Source organism: Yersinia entomophaga, from assembly GCF_001656035.1.
Classification (GTDB): Bacteria; Pseudomonadota; Gammaproteobacteria; order Enterobacterales; family Enterobacteriaceae; genus Yersinia; species Yersinia entomophaga.
Genome location: NZ_CP010029.1, coordinates 3,143,160 through 3,163,071, shown reverse-complemented (window position 1 = coordinate 3,163,071; position 19,912 = coordinate 3,143,160). Strand labels below are relative to the sequence as shown.

The window sequence follows — 19,912 nt, the reverse complement described above, 5'->3', positions numbered from 1 at the left end:
AGCCGCGCCAGTTTAGCGGGAAGTTACTGCCCGAACATATCTTTGATCCAACCGGCTACGCCGTCACCTTCGGTCTGTGGCTGCGGTTCAGCCGCTGCCTGACACAAGCCCTGCGGGTTTTCGGTCCACACTGGTATGGTGCGCCAGCTGCCACCGTCACAAATAAAGTTGCCGGCAGAATCAATACTCATCTGACTAATCCCTTCCGGCGGTTGTAGCATCAACGGCAGCGGAGTTTGGTTTTCCAGATAGCGACGATACAGCGTTAACGCCCCGTTCGCCCCGGTCAGCTTGGCGGGACCATTGTTATCGCGCCCAACCCAAACAATGGCTACCTCTTTGCCATCGATACCGGCAAACCAGCTATCGCGCAAATCGTTGGTAGTACCGGTTTTCGCCGCCAGATTGTATTTCCCAAACTTGGCTGACAGAGATCGAGAAGTCCCGCGCTGTACCCCTTGCTGCATGGTGTACAACGTCAGGTAAGCCGCCTGTGCCGGAACCATACGCTCCGCCTGCGGGAAGCTCTGATACAGCACGGTACCGTCTTCCGCAATCACCGAGCGCACCGCCGACAACATGGCTCGGTTACCGCCGCTGGCAATAGTCTGATACTCCTGCGCCACTTCTATTGGCGTCAGATCGATAGCCCCGAGCAGCATAGCCGGAACTGGGTTAATGACCGATTTAGGAATGCCCAAGCGTTGTAGCGTGGCGCTGATTTGATCCAAACCAACCGCCATCCCCAGATTCACCGTCGGTACGTTCAGCGAGTTTACCAAAGCATCCATTAGCATCACTTGCCCACGGAACTGGCGATCATAGTTCTTCGGCTGCCAGCTGGTGCCGTTCGGCAATTTGATAGACACCGGTTGATCCGCCAGCCAAGTATTCAAGCGATATTTGTCCGGCTGACTCAGGGCGGTGAGGTAAGTCGCCGGTTTCGCCAGAGAACCAATCAAACGCCGCGCCTGCATAGCCCGGTTGAAACCGGCAAACTGTGGCTGCGCGCCGCCGACCATTGCCCGGATTTCGCCGGTAAAGCGATCGACCACCACTACCGCCGCTTCCAGATCTTTGATATTGCGTGCCGCTTTCAGCGCCGGAACGCCGTCTTCCACGGATTTCTCAGCGGCGTCCTGTGATACCGGATCGAGAGTAGTAAAGATCTTCACGCCGGACAGATCGTTTACCTTGTCGCCGAGTTTTTCCTGTAGCTCCTGACGAACCATCTGCATAAAGGCAGGCTGTGGCGTAATGACGCCGCCTTTCGGCTGTACGCCCAGAGGACGGGCGCTGAGCATGTTATACAGCTCAACATCGATGATCCCCTGATTTTGCAGCAGTTTCAGCACCAGATTGCGTCGTTCCAGCGCCAGTTTCGGGTTACGCCACGGGTTGTACAGCGACGCCCCTTTCACCATCCCTACCAGCATGGCCTGTTGATCCAGACTCAGTTCGTCCACCGGACGACCAAAGTAATACAGGCTAGCCAGCGGGAAACCGCGAATCTGATCGCTGCCGCTCTGACCGAGATACACTTCGTTCAGATACAGCTCCAGAATACGATCTTTGCTATAGCGATAGTCCACCAACAGCGCCATGTAGGCTTCGTTGGCTTTACGCAGCAAAGATCGCTCGTTGGTCAGGAACAGGTTTTTTACCAACTGCTGAGTCAAGGTACTACCGCCCTGTACCGCTTTCCCCGCGGTCAGGTTAGCCACTACCGCACGCCCGATGGAATAAGGGCTGATACCGTCGTGCTCGTAGAAATGACGATCTTCCGTTGCCAGCAAGGTATCTACCAGCAGATCCGGGAAACCAGCGCGTGGTACAAACAGGCGCTGCTCGCCGTTTGGCGATTGCAGCATAGTGATCAATTTAGGATCGAGACGGAAGAAACCGAAATCTCGCTGATTATCCAGATTGACAATCTGCGCCAGACGATCGTTTTTGAATACTAGACGAGCGCGGATCTGCCCTTCTTTACCATCCGGGAAATCAAACGGTCGACGCAGCATTTCAATACTGTCGTTTTGCACCGTAAACTCGCCCGGTCGGGTCATGCGGCTCACCTGACGGTATTGCATTCCTTCCAGCAAATTAACCATTTCTTTTTTGCTGTAAGCCATGCCCGGCTCAAGGTTAACCATGCGGCCATAAACCGCTGCTGGCAGTTGCCAAACTTTGCCATCAATACGGCTGCGGATTTGCGAGTTAAGATATACGCCGTAAACCGCCAGCAATACCACCGCCACGATAAACAGTTTGATCAATAGGCCGAGCCAACGGCGCTTTTTGCGCGCAGGACGGGATTTTACCTTTCTTGGCACGGGTTTATCCTCGTCGTCATAGTCATCATCGTCGCGATCATCATCATCCAGATAGTCTTCTTCATAATCATCTTCATTACGTCGGCGACCCAAGGGCCGTTTCAACGCGGATTTGGCCGCAGGTTTTTTACCTTTGCGCCCCGTAGGCTCGCGGTCATCTGACATGCATTTTCTCCACTACTTCCACGCGTATTGGCCGGCATAGCCGCTTAATGTCCCCTCCACCTCAGAGCGGGGGAAGAGGAAACATCTGAAATAATCAGCGCTGATACTTCTTGGTGCGCCGGGTCGGTAAGGTATTCGCCGGATCGTCCGGCCAGACATGCTTGGGATAACGCCCTTTCATCTCTTTTTGTACTTCCCGATAGGCTCCCTGCCAGAACGCGGCCAAATCACCGGTAATCTGTAAAGGGCGGTGAGCGGGAGATAACAGCTCCAGCACCACGGCAACCCGCCCTTCTGCAAGGCGCGGGCTGCTTTGTTCACCAAAAACTTCCTGTAGCCGCACCGCTAATATCGGCGGTTTATCATCATAATAACGAATAGATAGGCGGCTACCCGTGGGCACAGTGTAATGACTTGGCAGCGCACTATCCAGCCGCTGACGTTGTTGCCAGCTTAATAAACGGGTTAAAGCTTCAGCAATATTAACCTGCCGCAGACCGCGCAAATCGCGAACACCCTGTAGAGAGGGTTGTAGCCACAGCGCCAGATTGTCCAGCAAACTCTGATCGTCCACCGCAGGCCATTCGGCCTCCGGCAGCCAGCGCGCGGCACAATGTAGGCGAGTGCGAAGCTGGCGGGCATTCTCATCCCAATTCAATACATTTAGCCCTTGCTCACGCACCCAGTTCAGCAATGCCTGCTGTAGCGCCTCATCGCTGGGTTTGCTCAACGGCTGGGCTTTTAGAGTTAAGCGGCCAATCTGCCAGCGGCGCCAGGCGCGCAAAGTCCCTTTTTCTTCATCCCATTCCACCGCCGTTTGTTCCGTCACGCAGTGGGGAGACTGTTTAACCAATTGATCGATATCAACCGGCAGCGCCAGCAAGATGCGTGCGTCCGGCCCGCTGGCATTTTGTAACAAACTCATCGCCACCAGCCACGGAGCACGCGACAAAGCTTCATCCTGCGCCATTGCCGCGCCCATACCGTTAGCCAGCAGATAACGCCCATCCTGGCCACGCTGCTGCGCAATACGGTCCGGATAGGCCAGTGCCAATAGCCAACCGGCCAAATCGCTATTGACGCTGCCTGCCCGCTGCGGCAAACGTTGCTGTAATTGTCTGGCGCGTCGCTGCCAATGAGCCTGAGGGCGACTGAGCCAATCATGTAAATCGATCTGGCCGCCGCGTGGGGGTTCTTCAATAATTGCTGCCAGCAGCGCGGCTGTCGCCAGTGCGTCCTCGCCATGCTTCGCCGCCGCACACAGCATCGCCGCTAAACGCGGCTCACAGCCCAACGCCGCCATAGATCGCCCCATCATCGTCAACTGGCCGTTGTCATCAATGGCTCCCAAACGCCGCAGTAGATCCTGTGCCGCCGATAAAGCAGACGCGGGCGGACAATCCAGCCAGTTTAGCTGGGAAACGTCCTGACACCCCCAATGCAGCAGTTCCAGCCAGAAACTGCATAAGTCGCTGCTGAGCACTTCCGGCTCGGCGTATTCCGGCGCTCGCTCCGCCTGCTCTTTGGCAAACAGATGCCAGCAAATCCCGGATTCTAATCGACCGGCTCGCCCAGCCCGCTGAATCATTGACGCCTGACTAATACGATGAGTTAATAATCTCGTTAGACCATTTTTAGGATCAAAACGCGCAACCCGCTCCAACCCGCTATCCACCACCAGCCGAATGCCTTCGATGGTTAAACTGGTCTCAGCAATATTGGTGGCTAACACCACTTTGCGGCGACCCGTAGCCGCTGGCTGAATGGCCTTTTGCTGCTCGCCCAGCGGCAGTGCGCCGTACAACGGACAAAGATCGGTATCTGCGGCCACTTCACCGCTCAAACGTTCCATAACCCGATGAATTTCCGTCACTCCGGGTAAAAACAGCAGCAGAGAACCAGATTCTTGGTTCAGTAAGCGTTTCACCCGGTTGGCAACGCCATCCTCTAATCGCTCATGGCTGGATAGTGGCTGATAGCTGCGTTCTACCAGGAAACTGCGCCCGGCAGAAACGATCGCTGGAGCATCAGGCAATAACGCAGAAAGCCGTTGGTTATCCAGCGTTGCTGACATAATTAACAGCTTCAAATCTTCCCGCAGTGCTTGCTGTACGTCCAACAGCAGCGCCAGTGCCAGATCCGCCTGTAGGCTACGCTCATGGAATTCATCCAGAATCACCAGCGACACGCCTTGCAACTCAGCGTCCTGTTGTAACATCCGGGTCAAAATACCTTCGGTAACCACTTCCAGCCGGGTATTCGGGCCGGTTTTACTTTCGGCACGCATGCGATAACCCACGGTTTGCCCCGGTTCCTCCCCCAGTTGCTGCGCCAAACGATAAGCTACGTTTTTTGCCGCCAGCCGACGAGGTTCCAGCATGATAATGCGTCCTGCCAACCCGCCCCGTTGCAGAATTTGCAGCGGCAGCCAAGTGGACTTCCCTGCGCCAGTTGGGGCATGAAGCAAGACTTGCGGCGAAGATTGCAACGCAGATAATAGATCGTCAACAACAGCACTGACGGGCAAAGAAGACACAGCACACTCCACGAAGGTTAACTTTCACAGTCAGGCATTGTAGCATCTAGCCCTTACGCCGTATTTAGCCAGGCTTTAACGATGCGAAACCTTATTAATGACAGATTTAGCAAATAATCCGAGCCGCCGCCTGTTTTTCGCTTTGGCACTGCCGCGATCGCGCCAACAGCACATTATTCAGTGGCGAGCCGATCATTTCCCCGAAGAAACCGGCCGCCCGATCGCCGCCGCCAATCTGCATTTGACGCTGGCCTTTCTGGGAGAAGTGAGCGAGCAGAAATCGCAGGCGCTTCGGCAACTGGCTGGCCGTATCGAGCAGCCGGCCTTTACCGTGACTCTGGACGATCTCGGCCACTGGCCCGGTTCCGGCGTGGTATGGCTCGGCTGTAAACAAGCCCCCAGAGGATTGCTACAGCTAGCAGAATTGCTGCGATCTCAGGCGGCACGCAGCGGTTGCTACCAAAACCCGATGCCGTTTCACCCCCATGTCACGCTGTTTCGCCATGCCACACGCCCGGTCAACCTGCCGCCCAAAGTAGACGCCGGCCAATTTACGCCGAGCCAGTTCTCGCTTTATGAATCCGTCTATAGCCGTGGGCGTACTCGCTATAAAGTGATACAAAGCTGGCCATTGGGTGAGAAAAAAAGGAAACAAGATGCGATTTAAGACCCCGCTGCAACACGCCACTCTGATTCAGCGTTATAAGCGTTTTCTAGCGGATGTGATGACGCCCGAAGGTGAAACCCTCACTATTCACTGCGCCAATACCGGAGCCATGACCGGATGTGCAACACCGGGTGACACAGTTTGGTATTCCACTTCGGACAATCTTAAGCGTAAATATCCCCATACCTGGGAGCTCACCCATACCCAAACCGGGGATTGGATCTGCGTTAATACTATGCGTGCCAATGAGTTAGTCTACGAAGCAATAACACTGGATGCAATACCAGAATTATCCGGTTACAGTGCTGTCTACCCTGAGGTAAAGTACGGCGCGGAAAATAGCCGTATCGACTTGTTATTACAGGCAGAAAATAGATCCAACTGCTATATTGAAGTGAAGTCTGTAACCTTATTGCAACAACAGTGCGGATATTTCCCCGACGCGGTGACGCTACGGGGTCAGAAGCATCTGCGGGAGCTAAAAAACGAGGTTGCCGATGGGCACCGGGCAGTATTGTTCTTTGCCGTATTGCATTCGGGTATTACCCAGGTTGCAGCGTCCCGACATATTGACCCGCGTTATGCCGATTTGCTGGCGCAGGCTCAAGCGTCTGGGGTGGAAGTTATCTGTTACGGTTTTCAACTATCGCCTGGCGGTATTGAGCTTGCTGCTCGTATACCGTTATTAACGGTTTAGTCACTAGTGGCCAACTGCTGAATAAAAAGCCGATTGCCGCATAGGGTCTCGCCAAATACGCCTTCCTTCACAGCATTGTCAAGCAGGCGACAGGAATAATTGCCAACCTACCTTCCATCTGTTATTTATAGCGGCCTGATTTTTCCCCCGTACTTTGGGGAATCGTTCGATAGTGCGTATGAATGTAGGAGAAGCATCATGCAAGAAGGGCAAAAACGTAAAACCTCGTCCTTGAGCATTCTCGCCATCGCTGGGGTGGAGCCGTACCAAGAGAAGCCAGGCGAAGAGTATATGAATGCCGCCCAGCTTTCGCATTTCAAGCTGATTCTTGAAGCATGGCGCAATCAGCTCAGGGATGAAGTAGATCGTACTGTATCTCATATGCAAGACGAAGCTGCTAACTTCCCTGACCCGGTTGACCGCGCTGCTCAAGAAGAGGAATTCAGTCTTGAACTCCGTAACCGCGATCGTGAGCGCAAGCTTATTAAGAAGATCGAGAAAACGCTGAAAAAAGTAGAAGATGACGATTTCGGTTTCTGCGAATCTTGTGGTGTAGAAATCGGTATTCGCCGTTTGGAAGCACGGCCAACTGCGGATTTATGCATTGACTGTAAAACTTTGGCTGAAATCCGCGAAAAGCAGATGGCTGGCTAATTCAGCAAGAACGTGTAACACGGTGCCGGGCTTTCCCTGGCACCGCATAACACAACGGGAGCAACCTCCCTCTATTTATGTCAGAAAATCATCGCTATGTGGGGCGCTTTGCTCCCTCTCCTTCCGGAGATTTACACTTTGGCTCGCTGATTGCGGCCCTCGGAAGTTACCTGCAAGCCCGTGCTCAAGGCGGAAGTTGGTTAGTTCGTATTGAAGATATTGATCCGCCTCGGGAAATTCCGGGCGCTGCTGGTCGCATCCTCACCACTTTAGACCATTATGGCCTCCACTGGGACGGTCAGGTTATCTATCAATCCCAACGCCTCGATGCATACCGCGCCGCCCTTGATTGGCTGCGCCAACAAGGATTAAGCTATTACTGCACCTGTACCCGTCGCCGCATTCAGCAAATTGGCGGTTTCTACGACGGTCATTGCCGCAACCTGCATTTACCGCCCGATAACGCCGCTATCCGTCTGCGCCAAACCCATCCGGTTTACGTTTTTCAAGATCGACTGCTGGGATCGCTCCATGCCGATCCCGCGTTGGCTGAAGAGGATTTTATCATTCGCCGTCGTGATGGGCTGTTCGCCTACAATCTGGCGGTAGTGGTAGACGATGCGTTTCAGGGCGTGACAGAAATCGTGCGCGGAGCCGATTTGATCGAGCCTACGGTGCGTCAGATTGCGCTGTATCACCAGTTGCAGGCGCCGGTGCCGAGTTATATTCATCTGCCATTGGCGTTGAATCATGACGGTAATAAGCTATCTAAGCAGAATCACGCGCCTCCGCTACCTGATGGCGATCCGCGCCCAATTTTAGTCGCCGCACTGAAATTTCTGCGTCAACCGGTGGCAGAAAGCTGGCAAGATCTTGATCTATCGTTATTATTACGCTGGGCAGTTGAACACTGGAGCCTGGATTTACTTCCCCATCAGGGTGCAATAACTCAGCCAGAAAACATAACGGCATTCTCAAAGGAACCTCGGTGAGCTATGATTAGCCGCTGTTTTTCCGTAGTTCTGTTTATTATTAGTCACTATCGAGGTGTACCATTTTTACCCGAGTAGCCAATTTCTGCCGTAAGGTACTGATCCGCGAAGACAAAACTGTCCGTGAAGATAAAGTTACCGGTGAAGATAAAGTGGCCCGCAAAGAAAAAAGGCCCGCTAGAACTGATACCGGCCGCGTCAAACAAGCGGTGCAGCCTGAGGAAAAACGTCAAATGACGGTAATCCCACGGGATCAACACAATATTTCCCGCAGAGAAATCAGCGATAATGCGCTGAAGGTACTCTATCGTCTGAATAAATCAGGCTATGAAGCCTATCTGGTCGGCGGCGGTGTCCGCGACTTACTGCTTGGCAAAAAACCAAAAGATTTTGATATCACCACCAGCGCGACGCCCGAGCAGGTTCGTAAACTGTTCCGTAACTGCCGTTTGGTTGGCCGCCGTTTCCGTTTGGCTCACGTGATGTTCGGGCCGGAAATTATCGAAGTGGCCACCTTCCGCGGTCATCACGAACAGCAACAACCTGAGGGCAATGATAAAAATTCTTCTCAGCAAGCTCAGAACGGTATGTTGCTGCGCGACAACATCTTTGGATCCATCGAGGAAGATGCACAGCGCCGTGACTTCACCATCAACAGCCTGTATTACGGAATTTCCGATTTTGCCCTGCGGGATTACACCGGCGGCCTGCGCGATCTGAAGCAAGGGATTATTCGCCTGATCGGCGATCCGGAAGTTCGCTATCGTGAAGATCCGGTACGAATGCTGCGCGCCGTGCGTTTTGCCGCCAAGCTGGATATGACCATCAGCCCGGAAACCGCCGAGCCGATCCCGCGCTTAGCTTCGCTGCTGCGTGAGATTCCGCCAGCGCGTCTGTTCGAAGAATCGCTCAAACTGCTGCAATCCGGCTACGGTTACAAAACTTATCTTAAACTGTGTGAATATCAGCTTTTCCAGCCGTTATTCCCGCTGATTGCCCGTAATTTTACTGAGCATAATGATTCGCCAATGGAGCGAATTCTGGTTCAGGTATTAAAAAATACCGATGACCGTCTGCAAAATGATAAGCGGGTCAACCCGGCGTTTCTGTTTGCAGCTATGCTTTGGTATCCATTGATCGAACATGCGCAAAAACTGGCGCAGGAAAGCGGTCTGGCTTATTACGATGCCTTCGCGCTGGCGATGAATGATATTTTGGATGAAGAATGCCGTTCACTGGCCATTCCAAAACGCATTACTGCGCTGGTACGGGATATTTGGCTGTTGCAGTTACGTCTATCTCGCCGTCAGGGCAAACGGGCGCACAAACTGATGGAGCATCCGAAATTCCGCGCGGCCTACGATTTGCTGGCTCTGCGTGCAGAAGTGGAAAACAACCATGAACTACAGCGTTTAACTCAGTGGTGGGGTGAATTCCAGGAAGCTACGCCGCCGCATCAAAAAGCGATGTTGAATACTTTGGGTGCCGACCCTGCGCCGCGCCGTTCTCGCTCGCGCCGTCCGCGCAAGCCAACCCAACGTAAAGAAGGGGCATAACAGGTCTATGATCCGGGTTTATATCGCGTTGGGCAGCAACCTTGCACAACCGCTGCAACAGGTTAAAACCGCTTTGGAGGCGCTGGAACACCTTCCGCGCACCCGTTTGGTCGCCTGTTCGCAGCTTTATCGCACTAAACCCCTTGGACCACAGGATCAGCCTGATTTTCTTAACGCCGTGGTCGCTCTCGACACGGCGTTACCTCCAGAACAATTGCTCGATCATACCCAGGAAATCGAACGTAATCAGGGACGTGTGCGTAAAGATGAGCGCTGGGGACCCCGCACGCTGGATCTGGATATTATGCTGTACGGCGATCGAGTGATTAATACCGAACGTCTGACGGTGCCGCATTACGGTCTGAAACAGCGCGAGTTTATGCTGTATCCGCTAGCAGACATCGCGCCAGACTTGATTTTCCCCGACGGAGAATCCCTGGTAGATCGCCTTAAATTGGTGCCAAAGAACGGCCTTATCCCTTGGTAATTGCAAATTAAGTTGCGAGCTATCTCGCGTTCCCCTTCCTACCTTTTATCCCTTCTGTGCATTCCTGCCGAGAGTTTGCTAGCATTCAGACCACTATATTTATAATGTAACTGCCTTATCTACATGCACTAATCAGCGGTAGACTGGCGTTAACTGATTGCAGGCCGCAAGTGTGATAACGCTCCGTTATTCGGGTCTGTCGGGTTATTTTCTGGAGAACGAATAATGAAAGCGACTACTCTGACCCACTTGCGCCAATGGAAACAGGAAAAGCGTAAGTTTGCGACTCTCACCGCCTATGACGCCAGCTTTGCTCAACTATTCTATGAGCAAGGTATTCAGGTCATGCTGGTGGGTGACTCTCTTGGGATGACGCTACAGGGCTTTGACTCCACTCTCCCAGTCACCGTCGCCGATGTGGCTTACCACACCCGCGCAGTCCGTCGCGGCGCGCCTAACTGCCTCCTGCTCTCCGATATGCCCTTTATGAGTTATGCCACGCCGGAACAAACTTTTACCCACGCGGCCGAGCTAATGCGCGCCGGAGCCAATATGGTGAAGCTGGAAGGTGGAAGCTGGCTGTGCGATACCGTTCGCATGCTGGCGGAGCGCGCAGTGCCGGTTTGCGGCCATCTGGGGCTTACGCCGCAGTCGGTTAATATATTTGGCGGTTATAAAGTACAAGGTCGGGAAGAAGTTGCAGCCAACCAATTACTCAAAGACGCCATTGCGCTCGAGCAGGCGGGCGCTCAGCTCTTGGTGTTGGAATGCGTGCCGGTAGAACTGGCGAGCCGAGTCACTGAAGAGCTGGCCATTCCGGTTATCGGTATTGGCGCCGGAAATGTTACTGACGGACAAATTTTGGTTATGCATGATGCTCTCGGTATCACTAGTGGCCATACACCAAAGTTCAGCAAAAACTTTTTGGCTCAGGCTGGCGATATCCGTTTGGCGATCCAACAATATATTCAGGAAGTTGAGCAGGGAATCTACCCGGCTGAAGAGCACTGCTTCCAATAACTCAGGAGAAAGGGAATGCTGATTATCGAAACCCTGCCGTTTTTACGTCAGGAAATCCGCCGTTGGCGTCAGGATGGCAAACGAATTGCGTTGGTTCCAACCATGGGCAATCTGCATGATGGACACCTTGCTCTGGTGGAAGAAGCCAAAGCCCGTGCCGATGTAGTGGTGGTAAGTATCTTTGTCAATCCCATGCAGTTTGAACGCCCGGATGACTTAGCCAACTACCCGCGAACCCTGCAGGAAGACTGTGAGAAGCTGACTCGCCAAGGCGTAGATCTGGTGTTCGCTCCCGCAGCCAGCGAAGTCTATCCAGCAGGTTTAGAAGAGCAGACTTACGTGGATGTCCCCGCTTTATCGACCATTTTAGAAGGAGCCAGCCGCCCCGGTCATTTCCGTGGCGTTTCCACCATCGTCAGCAAACTGTTCAATCTGGTCCAACCGGATATCGCCTGTTTCGGCGAGAAGGATTACCAGCAATTGGCGTTGATTCGCAAAATGGTAGCCGATATGGGCTATGACATCGAGATTATCGGTGTGCCGATCAAGCGCGCCAAAGACGGTTTGGCACTCAGCTCTCGTAACGGCTATTTGACTGCAGAAGAACGCAAGATTGCGCCTCAGTTGGCGAAAATCATGAACGATCTGGCTGAAAAACTCACCTTGGGCGAGCGTCAGATTGATGAATTGCTGGCAACCACGGCGGAACAGCTTCGCGCAGCGGGCTTCACTCCGGATGAGCTGTTTATCCGTGATGCTGAAACACTACAACCGCTGACCGTTGAAAGCCAGCGCGCGGTGATTCTTATGGCCGCCTGGTTAGGAAAAGCCCGTTTGATCGATAATCAGCAGGTTGATTTAATCAACTAACCTCGCATTTATCCGATAAACCGGATACGGCCTGAAGCAAAATACTCTGTGCTCAGTTCGTATCCGACTTGATTATTCCCCATGCCATTAGTCTTCCAACAGAAATATTCTTCGTCATAATTTATCTTACGGTAGGCTTCGCCAATATATAGACAGCACCTATAAAATCGGCAAAACTGAGTCGATATACTGAACGCAGGCTGCCTCAGTATTGACGCCATCAGCGTTATTCATCCAGAGAACTCCGCCTGGCAGAGATTCGCTGGTTTACATTAGGGTTAAGGGTAAGGCTATGATACGTACTATGCTGCAAGGCAAACTTCATCGGGTTAAAGTGACTCAGGCTGATTTGCACTATGAAGGTTCCTGCGCCATCGATCAGGATTTTCTGGAAGCCGCTGGGATTCTCGAATACGAAGCAATTGATATTTATAACGTTGATAACGGTCAGCGTTTTTCTACTTACGCCATCGCGGCTGAGCGTGGCTCACGCATTATTTCTGTCAACGGGGCGGCAGCGCGCTGCGCTTGCGTTGGCGACAAACTGATTATCTGTTCTTACGTTCAGATGTCAGACGTGGACGCCCGTTTGCACCATCCTAAAGTGGCCTATTTCGAAGGCGACAACCAACTACAGCGCAAAGCCAAAGCGGTTCCGGTGCAGGTTGCCTAGCGATTTAGGCACGGCAATACGCCCTTTCGTTAGCCGATATAATCGTCTTACTCAATACGTAAAAAAGGAGCCATTTTAGGCTCCTTTCTCTTTGATCGACGAGACTGGTTTCGCAAACCTACTCAGCCTCAATCACCGCTGGTATAGTCTTGGCTACAACGGCTCCCGGCTGGTTGGCGATGCGCTCAGCCATGGTAGGGATAGAATCGGTGCGTAAGATGTATAGCCGTTTTAAGGTAAACGGATTATCCCCCGGTTTGACTTTCCCTTGTATGGTCGTCACCGCCAGATGGAAACCTGAATTCTTTGCCGCCTCAATCGCATTCTGATTAAACCCGCCAAACGGATAAGACAAATAAATCACGTGGGGATTAAATTGCGATAATGCCCGTCGGGATCGCTCAAAATCAAAAATGACATTATGGTAAGAGCGGCTCAATAAGATTGGATGACGTGCGTTATCGGTCCGATGCAGGAAATGAGTGTGAGACTGAACGTCAAATACATCCTGAATCTGTTTCAGTTCCGAAATACTCATAAACTGTAGCGAATCAGGGTTCCATTTCTGCGGATGGCGTTTGATGCGCGAAGAAATAATAAATGCAGTAGCGCGGAAACCCTGTTCTTTCAAAATTGGATAAGCGTAACGGCTGACCGATTTTAAACCATCGTCAAATGTTAGCACGACCACTTTCGCCGGCAGATTGATTTGATTATTCAAGTAAGCCTCAAGCTGATACATCGAAATAGTGTCATAACCAGCTTGTTTCAGATACGCCATCTGATTACTGAACGCCACGTCAGACGTGGTGGTCGAGGTATTCCTAAAGCGCTTATTCTCTTCATTTTTCAGCATATGATGATAAGTCAGCACCGGAATGCCATTATCAATTTCAGTTTCATTGCCGCTAACATAGCCTAAGCGATCGCCAATGTTGATCTGATACCAACTGTTATTCAGGCGATCTTTCAATTTGCCAATAATCGGGTAACGCAGATTCTCTTCCAATACGCCAAGTTCTTCGCTAGCGGTATCCGGCTCAAGATAAATTTTGGTCGCACGCTTGGTCAGAATATTTTGATTAGGCGTTGGTTTATTCAGATCGCCTAATCTGTCATTCATTTTTTGGGCTTTATTAATCTCACGCAGATCGTCTTTATCAATAAAACCGATGCCGTGGCCAAACTTGAATTCATAATATTCCGCCGCGGCCGGGAAAACCTGTAATAGCTGCCCTTTTTTAACCTCGCCAACGGGAATCACATGCTCACCAATCAGCGCATAAATTTCACTGTTACGATCGGCGACCATGTACCTAGAAGGCACTGCCGTTTCTTCTTGCAGGAGGTCTGCATGGGCTGCCGGAATGATTACCGACATGACAATAACGAGTAGCATCCCAATCGCTATTCTGTTTTTATGCCACATTATCGTTCTACTTATGCGCGTAACTGCGCTGAATGAAAGAGAGAGTTCTGGTAAGCCAGCATAGCATGAGATGCTAAAGCGTGAGAAAGACCATATTCACTAAGATCATTAATTATTACGATTAATTTAGTTTCAGAATTTTATGTTTAACGATGCAAATAGCAAAAAGGACAGCTCAGTGCTGTCCTTTTAACGATAATACCTGAAGGTTGAAATTAAGTGCGTAACCCACGGCCACGCTCAATCAGGTACCAGGCTGAGCCATAAAACACGACGATAAACAGCACCAAAACCCCAATGGTAAATACCAATGGCACGTCGGTAATACCGAGGAAGCCATAGCGGAATCCGCTAATCATATAGACAATTGGATTCAGCTTAGACACCGCCTGCCAGAAAGGAGGCAACAGCGTCAAGGAGTAGAAGACGCCACCCAGATAGGTCAAGGGCGTAAGTACAAAGGTCGGAATCAGGCTGATATCATCGAAGGTTTTGGCAAATACCGCGTTAAGTAAGCCCCCCAGAGAAAATAGAATCGCGGTTAACAGCACGGTTAAAGCGATCATTGACCAGGAATGTACCTGCAAAGGTACAAAGAATAGAGAAATAATTGTCACCAAAATACCGACGCAAATCCCACGCGCCACGCCGCCGCCCACATAACCGACGATCACTATGTGAGTTGGAACCGGCGCTACCAGTAATTCTTCGATACTGCGCTGGAACTTGGCGCCAAAGAACGAGGCCGCCACGTTGGCGTAAGAGTTGGTAATAACCGCCATCATAATCAGGCCGGGAACGATAAACTGCATGTAATCCACCCCGCCCATATCACCGATACGGGAGCCGATTAGATTACCGAATATTACAAAATACAGAGACATAGTGATGACTGGCGGTACCAATGTCTGAATCCAAATACGACCAAATCGAGTCACTTCTTTGATCCAGATACTTTGCAGAGCGATCCAATACAGGCGGGTCATGCTTTTTCTCCCCCGTTGCCATTGACCAAATTAACAAACAGCTCTTCCAGACGGTTGGCTTTGTTTCGCATACTCAATACCTGAATACCCTGCGCACTCATTTGGCTGAATAAACCGTTCAAACCCTGATCGCGCTTCACATCCACTTCCAGCGTGGAAGTATCTATCAGCCGATATTGGTAGCCTTCCAACTGCGGCAAGGCGCTTTTCGCCCCCAGGTCGAAGATAAAAGTCTCTGATTCTAGCTTGCTCAATAGCTGTTTCATGGTGGTGTTTTCCACCAGTTCACCGTTTTGAATAATACCGATGTTACGACACAGCATTTCCGCTTCTTCCAGATAATGCGTAGTCAAAATAATGGTGGTGCCCTGCGCATTCAGCTCTTTCAGGAAGCCCCACATCGAACGACGTAGCTCTATATCTACACCAGCGGTAGGTTCATCCAGAATCAATAGTTTTGGCTGATGCATCAGCGCACGGGCGATCATCAAGCGACGTTTCATCCCGCCGGACAAGCGAATGGCACGCTCGTTGCGTTTGCCCCACAAATCAAGCTGACTGAGGTATTTTTCTGCGCGATCCAGCGCTTCACGGCGGGTAACGCCGTAATAACCTGCCTGAGTAATAACGATCTGCAGCACGGTTTCAAACGGATTAAAGTTGAATTCCTGCGGCACCAGACCGAGCTGACGCTTGGCATTGACGATATCCTTATCAATATCGTAACCAAATACCTGTACCTGCCCCGAGGTTTTATTCACCAGCGAGCTAATAATACCGATAGTGGTCGATTTACCGGCACCGTTGGGCCCGAGCAAGGCATAGAAATCCCCTGCCTCAACACATAGATCAATACCGCGCAGTGCCTGAACGCCACCAGCGTAGGTTTTGGTCAACTGCGTTAATTCCAGTGCATATGTCATAAGTAAACATGAACCTTATTCAATGAATGTCTTTCGGGACTAAATATCAATGGGTTAGCCTGCTGATTTGACGAGAGACAAGTCACAGGGAGCAGAGGGAAACCCGATAAATGCCAGGAAGACGTGACGCGGACAACATTGTATCTCACCCGAAACAACTGTTCCGATTTCTAAATCATAATGCTTGCCGTATATTATCCTATCGCAATTCGTTTATTACAGGTTATTAACATCGATGGAAGAAATCCAAAAGCTCATCGCGAACAATCGCAGCTGGTCAAACTCCATCAGCAAACAAGATCCTGATTTTTTTGAGCATCTGGCCCAAGCGCAAAAACCGCGCTTCCTGTGGATCGGTTGTTCGGATAGCCGGGTTCCTGCGGAGCAGTTAACCGGACTGAAGTCCGGGGAATTATTTGTTCACCGCAATGTGGCCAATCTGGTTATCCATACCGATTTAAACTGTCTGTCCGTGGTGCAATACGCCATTGATGTATTGCAGGTCGAACATATCATTATCTGTGGTCACCTCGGCTGCGGCGGCGTTGAAGCGGCAATCAAAGGCGAGGAAATGGGGCTGATCGACAACTGGCTGCTGCACATCCGCGACCTGTGGTACAAACATAGCTCTTTGCTGGGCGAGCTACCGCAGGAAGAACGTAGCAACGTGTTATGCCAAATCAACGTCGTAGAGCAAGTTTACAACCTTGGTCACTCCACTATCGTGCGCTCCGCTTGGAAACGCGGGCAGAAAGCGATGATTCACGGTTGGGTTTACGGCATTGAAGATGGTTTGCTGCGCGATTTAGAGGTTTCGGCCACCAGCCTAAGCAGTCTGGAAATGGTCTACCGAAAAGCGATGGCGACATTATTACAAGGCAAAGCGATGTAACACGTCAAGGGCACATTGTGCCCTTGGTTATTTCTACAGACTCTAGCCTGGCGCGCAGCTACCGGAGTGGACTTTCTGTCTATGAGGATAGCGAGCACTTCCCAACCTTAAAGTGCGAACGCGCAGTACCGACCACCATTACTCGTCGAGCATGACCACCTTGCCTACATACGGCAAATGACGATAACGCTGCGCGTAATCAATACCGTAGCCAACAACAAACTCGTCTGGAATCTTGAAACCAACCCACTCAACCGGAACTTCAACTTCGCGGCGCTCTGGTTTATCTAGCAAGGTGCAGATTGCCAGAGATTTTGGGCCGCGCAGTTGCAGAATTTCACGCACTTTACTCAGAGTATTACCGGAATCGATGATGTCTTCGACGATCAGCACGTCTTTGCCGCGAATATCTTCATCCAGATCTTTGAGGATTTTTACATCGCGGGTTGAGGTCATACCGCTGCCGTAGCTGGAGGCCGTCATGAAATCGACTTCATGAGAAACATTGATAGTGCGGCACAAATCCGCCATAAACATGAAAGAACCACGCAGCAAGCCGACCAGAACCATTTCGCTGCCGCTGTCGCGGTAATGCTCGGTGATTTGACTGCCTAATTCGGCGATACGGGCTTTTACTTCCTGCTCGGAAATCATTACTTCTACGGTGTGTTTCATAAGTTTTTAACGTCGGTTACCTGAAGAAAGCCGCTGAGTTTAGCATAGCGGGAAAGTAGTTGCGACGCGTGCGCAATAAGGGCAGGTGAAGGAAATGGCAGATAGTTGATTATGAAGGTAAATAGCCCCGGACGCGTGTGGTCCGGGGAATCGGGTTAAGCGCTGACGGTAAAGCCCAGCATCATCCCGGTATCTTCGTGTTCCAACAGATGGCAGTGGGCCATATAAGGCTGGCTGGCGGTCGCTAAATGGTTAAAGCGCACCAAAACTTCGCTGCGAGCACCTTCAACCCGAACCGTATCTTTCCAACCGCGACGATGTGCCGCCGGTGGCTGACCATTTTCCGTTAAGATACGGAATTGGGTGCCGTGAATATGGAACGGATGCAGCATCATGTCCCCTTCACCTGAGATGGTCCATTTCTCGTATTGCCCCTGTTTGGCATCAAACGCCGCTTCGGTCATGGAGAACGCCTTACCATTAATCATGTTGGCGTGGCTGAAATCGAAGCTCTCGGCCTTTTGCGCCCCGTGCCCCATTCCGGCCATGTTGCCATGCCCCATAGCACCGTGATCCATGCCGCCCATTGAGCCGCCGCTGTTCTTACCACTTTCGGCCATCATCGCCATGCCGCCGTGCTGATCCATGCGCATACCAGCCATTGCCTGATGCCCGTAGCGCGTCATCAATGCCTGCATTCCGAGCATATCTAGCTGAGGATTCATCATCAGCTGTAGCCAGCGTTCCTTCAATCCATCAAGCGAAGCCAGCGCAGGCAACACTACCAGTTGATCCGGCAGTACTTTGCTACCGGCGGCCAGTGACGGTTGTAAACGTAATACCGGCAGCGGTTGATCAAACGGCGCCAATGTCATACCCATTTGCTTAACCGGTAGAGTGACTAAATCCACACTCTTGCCATCGGCGGTATCAACCAGAATTTCGAAGCGTTCTCCCATCAAAATCGGCAGTTCTTTAACCGCTACCGGTTCCGACAGGAAGCCACCGTCGCTGGCAATCACATACATTGGCCGCCCATCGCTCAACGCCAGATTGAGAGATCGCGCGTTACAGCCGTTCAGTACCCTCAAGCGCACCCAACCGCGCGGCGTAATCTGCTGCGGGAAACGCGCGCCGTTAGTTAGCATTTGATCGCCAAACCAGCCTACGGCTGCGGTCATCACGTCTAGCTGGTAATCAATCTGTCCGTCTTTATCCAGCAATTTGTCCTGTAAAATAACCGGAATATCATCGACGCCCCACTGCTTGGGCAATGGTAATTTGCTGCTTTCGTCATCGTCGATCAGTACCAGACCGCCCAATCCCATCGCCACCTGATAGCCGGTTTTATTGTGGGTATGAGGATGGAACCAACAGGTCGCCGCCGGTTGATCGACGGTAAAGGTCACTTCTCGCGTCGCGCCCGTCTCAATCAGAGCCTGCGGCCCGCCGTCTACTTCACCGGGTATTTCCAATCCGTGCCAGTGTACCGTGGTCGCTTCCGGCAAGGTATTTTTCACCGTTACAGTGACAGGTTTACCACGCTGTAAGCGAATCGCCGGGCCGAGAAATCCGCCGTTAACTCCCCAGGTTTGAGTCGTTTTACCGGGAACCCACACCATGCTACCGGTTTGCAGTTGTAATTGGATTTTGCCGCTGGCATCAGGTTGTAGCAACGGAGGAATCGGCAGACTAGGGTGCTCAGCGGCAAAAGCCGCTCGGCTCCAGAGAGGCAGAGAAGTGGCGGCTCCAAGAGCCGCCGTCAATTTGATGAAATCACGGCGAAGCATGGTCGTCTCCTCAAAATGTTTAATCAGTGCAGAAAATGCAGCACAGTACATAATTAGTGAAGAGCCTAAACCCTCCCCTTGCGGTAAGGTCAAGAGGCAATAACCCAGTCTGTGCGTTCACACCAAGGTTCTATAAGAAAATTTAGTGTGGGACTGTCCAAATGTGTTAACGTTTATTGACAATTAAATAAGCAAATTTCCGCCATGAAAAGAACAAAGTTAGTCGTGCTGCTGCTCGCTCTGTGTGGATTTTCATCTGCCAGCCAAGCTTTAACCGAATCCGAAGCAGAAGATCTTGCCGATCTCACTGCGGTTTTCGTTTATCTGAAGAATGATTGCGGCTACAACGAACTACCTAATACGGAAATTAAGCGGGCGATTGTGTATTTTGCCCAGCAGAACCGTTGGGATTTACGTAACTATAATAGCTTCAATATGAAAGACCTGGGTGAAGAGAGCTATCGCGATTTGCGCGGCATCGCCATTCCGGTTCCCACCAAATGCAAATTCCTGGCACGCGATTCACTGAGTTTATTGGCCTACGCCAACTAATAATTCGCCCTAATA

18 protein-coding genes are annotated in these 19,912 nt (G+C 51.5%); 11 read left to right on the top strand and 7 right to left on the bottom strand.

What is annotated here, in order from left to right:
* Positions 1-23: 23 nt before the first annotated feature.
* Together mrcB and hrpB are read right to left on the bottom strand one after the other, a co-directional pair.
* Positions 24-2,498 (bottom strand): bifunctional glycosyl transferase/transpeptidase, encoded by a 2,475-nt coding sequence (gene mrcB, locus PL78_RS14280; protein WP_064516491.1) that lies wholly within the window; start codon positions 2,496-2,498, stop codon positions 24-26.
* Between the two features lie 94 nt (positions 2,499-2,592).
* Entirely contained in the window at positions 2,593-5,034 is a 2,442-nt protein-coding gene (gene hrpB / locus PL78_RS14275; RefSeq protein ID WP_064516489.1) for an ATP-dependent helicase HrpB, read from the bottom strand.
* A 97-nt stretch (positions 5,035-5,131) separates the two neighbouring features.
* Here hrpB and thpR point away from each other — a divergent pair, with 97 nt between their 5' ends.
* From thpR to panD, 9 genes are all read left to right on the top strand, one after another.
* Positions 5,132-5,701 (top strand): RNA 2',3'-cyclic phosphodiesterase, encoded by a 570-nt coding sequence (gene thpR / locus PL78_RS14270; protein ID WP_064516487.1) that lies wholly within the window; start codon positions 5,132-5,134, stop codon positions 5,699-5,701.
* Entirely contained in the window at positions 5,691-6,398 is a 708-nt protein-coding gene (gene sfsA, locus PL78_RS14265) for a DNA/RNA nuclease SfsA (RefSeq protein WP_064516485.1), read from the top strand. The genes thpR and sfsA overlap by 11 nt, the downstream gene beginning before the upstream one ends.
* A gap of 198 nt (positions 6,399-6,596) precedes the next feature.
* Positions 6,597-7,052 carry an RNA polymerase-binding protein DksA gene (gene dksA, locus PL78_RS14260; protein ID WP_002209354.1) on the top strand — a complete coding sequence of 152 codons (456 nt, stop codon included), beginning with the start codon at positions 6,597-6,599 and terminating at the stop codon, positions 7,050-7,052.
* 77 nt (positions 7,053-7,129) lie between these two features.
* Positions 7,130-8,044 (top strand): tRNA glutamyl-Q(34) synthetase GluQRS, encoded by a 915-nt coding sequence (gene gluQRS / locus PL78_RS14255; protein WP_064516483.1) that lies wholly within the window; start codon positions 7,130-7,132, stop codon positions 8,042-8,044.
* Positions 8,045-8,277: 233 nt separating this feature from the next.
* On the top strand, positions 8,278-9,600 hold the full coding sequence (pcnB, locus tag PL78_RS14250) for a polynucleotide adenylyltransferase PcnB (RefSeq protein ID WP_235600973.1): 1,323 nt from the start codon (positions 8,278-8,280) through the stop codon (positions 9,598-9,600).
* Between the two features lie 7 nt (positions 9,601-9,607).
* Entirely contained in the window at positions 9,608-10,087 is a 480-nt protein-coding gene (folK, locus tag PL78_RS14245) for a 2-amino-4-hydroxy-6-hydroxymethyldihydropteridine diphosphokinase (RefSeq protein WP_064516480.1), read from the top strand.
* 225 nt (positions 10,088-10,312) lie between these two features.
* Positions 10,313-11,107, top strand: a complete 795-nt coding sequence (gene panB / locus PL78_RS14240) for a 3-methyl-2-oxobutanoate hydroxymethyltransferase (protein ID WP_064516478.1) — start codon at positions 10,313-10,315, stop codon at positions 11,105-11,107.
* 15 nt (positions 11,108-11,122) lie between these two features.
* Positions 11,123-11,977 carry a pantoate--beta-alanine ligase gene (panC, locus tag PL78_RS14235; protein WP_064516476.1) on the top strand — a complete coding sequence of 285 codons (855 nt, stop codon included), beginning with the start codon at positions 11,123-11,125 and terminating at the stop codon, positions 11,975-11,977.
* Positions 11,978-12,269: 292 nt separating this feature from the next.
* Complete coding sequence (gene panD, locus PL78_RS14230; protein WP_049601330.1) at positions 12,270-12,650, top strand: aspartate 1-decarboxylase; 381 nt, start codon at positions 12,270-12,272, stop codon at positions 12,648-12,650.
* A 118-nt stretch (positions 12,651-12,768) separates the two neighbouring features.
* Here the strand turns inward: panD and PL78_RS14225 are convergent, their stop codons facing one another.
* From PL78_RS14225 to PL78_RS14215, 3 genes are all read right to left on the bottom strand, one after another.
* A complete protein-coding gene (locus PL78_RS14225) occupies positions 12,769-14,079 on the bottom strand; it encodes a polysaccharide deacetylase family protein (RefSeq protein ID WP_064516474.1) in 1,311 nt (436 codons plus the stop codon).
* A 215-nt stretch (positions 14,080-14,294) separates the two neighbouring features.
* Complete coding sequence (locus PL78_RS14220) at positions 14,295-15,065, bottom strand: ABC transporter permease (protein ID WP_064516471.1); 771 nt, start codon at positions 15,063-15,065, stop codon at positions 14,295-14,297.
* Positions 15,062-15,988 (bottom strand): ABC transporter ATP-binding protein, encoded by a 927-nt coding sequence (locus tag PL78_RS14215; protein WP_064516469.1) that lies wholly within the window; start codon positions 15,986-15,988, stop codon positions 15,062-15,064. Before PL78_RS14215 ends, PL78_RS14220 begins: the two co-directional genes overlap by 4 nt.
* 235 nt (positions 15,989-16,223) lie before the next feature.
* Between PL78_RS14215 and can the strand changes: the two genes are divergently transcribed.
* Positions 16,224-16,880 carry a carbonate dehydratase gene (gene can / locus PL78_RS14210; RefSeq protein WP_049601342.1) on the top strand — a complete coding sequence of 219 codons (657 nt, stop codon included), beginning with the start codon at positions 16,224-16,226 and terminating at the stop codon, positions 16,878-16,880.
* A 138-nt stretch (positions 16,881-17,018) separates the two neighbouring features.
* Here can and hpt read toward each other — a convergent pair whose 3' ends face one another.
* Positions 17,019-17,555 carry a hypoxanthine phosphoribosyltransferase gene (gene hpt / locus PL78_RS14205; RefSeq protein ID WP_049598727.1) on the bottom strand — a complete coding sequence of 179 codons (537 nt, stop codon included), beginning with the start codon at positions 17,553-17,555 and terminating at the stop codon, positions 17,019-17,021.
* Between the two features lie 155 nt (positions 17,556-17,710).
* Positions 17,711-19,345, bottom strand: coding sequence for a multicopper oxidase CueO (gene cueO / locus PL78_RS14200; RefSeq protein WP_064516467.1), 1,635 nt, complete (start codon positions 19,343-19,345; stop codon positions 17,711-17,713).
* 204 nt (positions 19,346-19,549) lie between these two features.
* On the opposite strand from cueO, the gene PL78_RS14195 reads away from it, so the two are divergent.
* Positions 19,550-19,897 (top strand): YacC family pilotin-like protein, encoded by a 348-nt coding sequence (locus PL78_RS14195; protein WP_064516465.1) that lies wholly within the window; start codon positions 19,550-19,552, stop codon positions 19,895-19,897.
* The last annotated feature ends 15 nt before the right edge of the window (positions 19,898-19,912 follow it).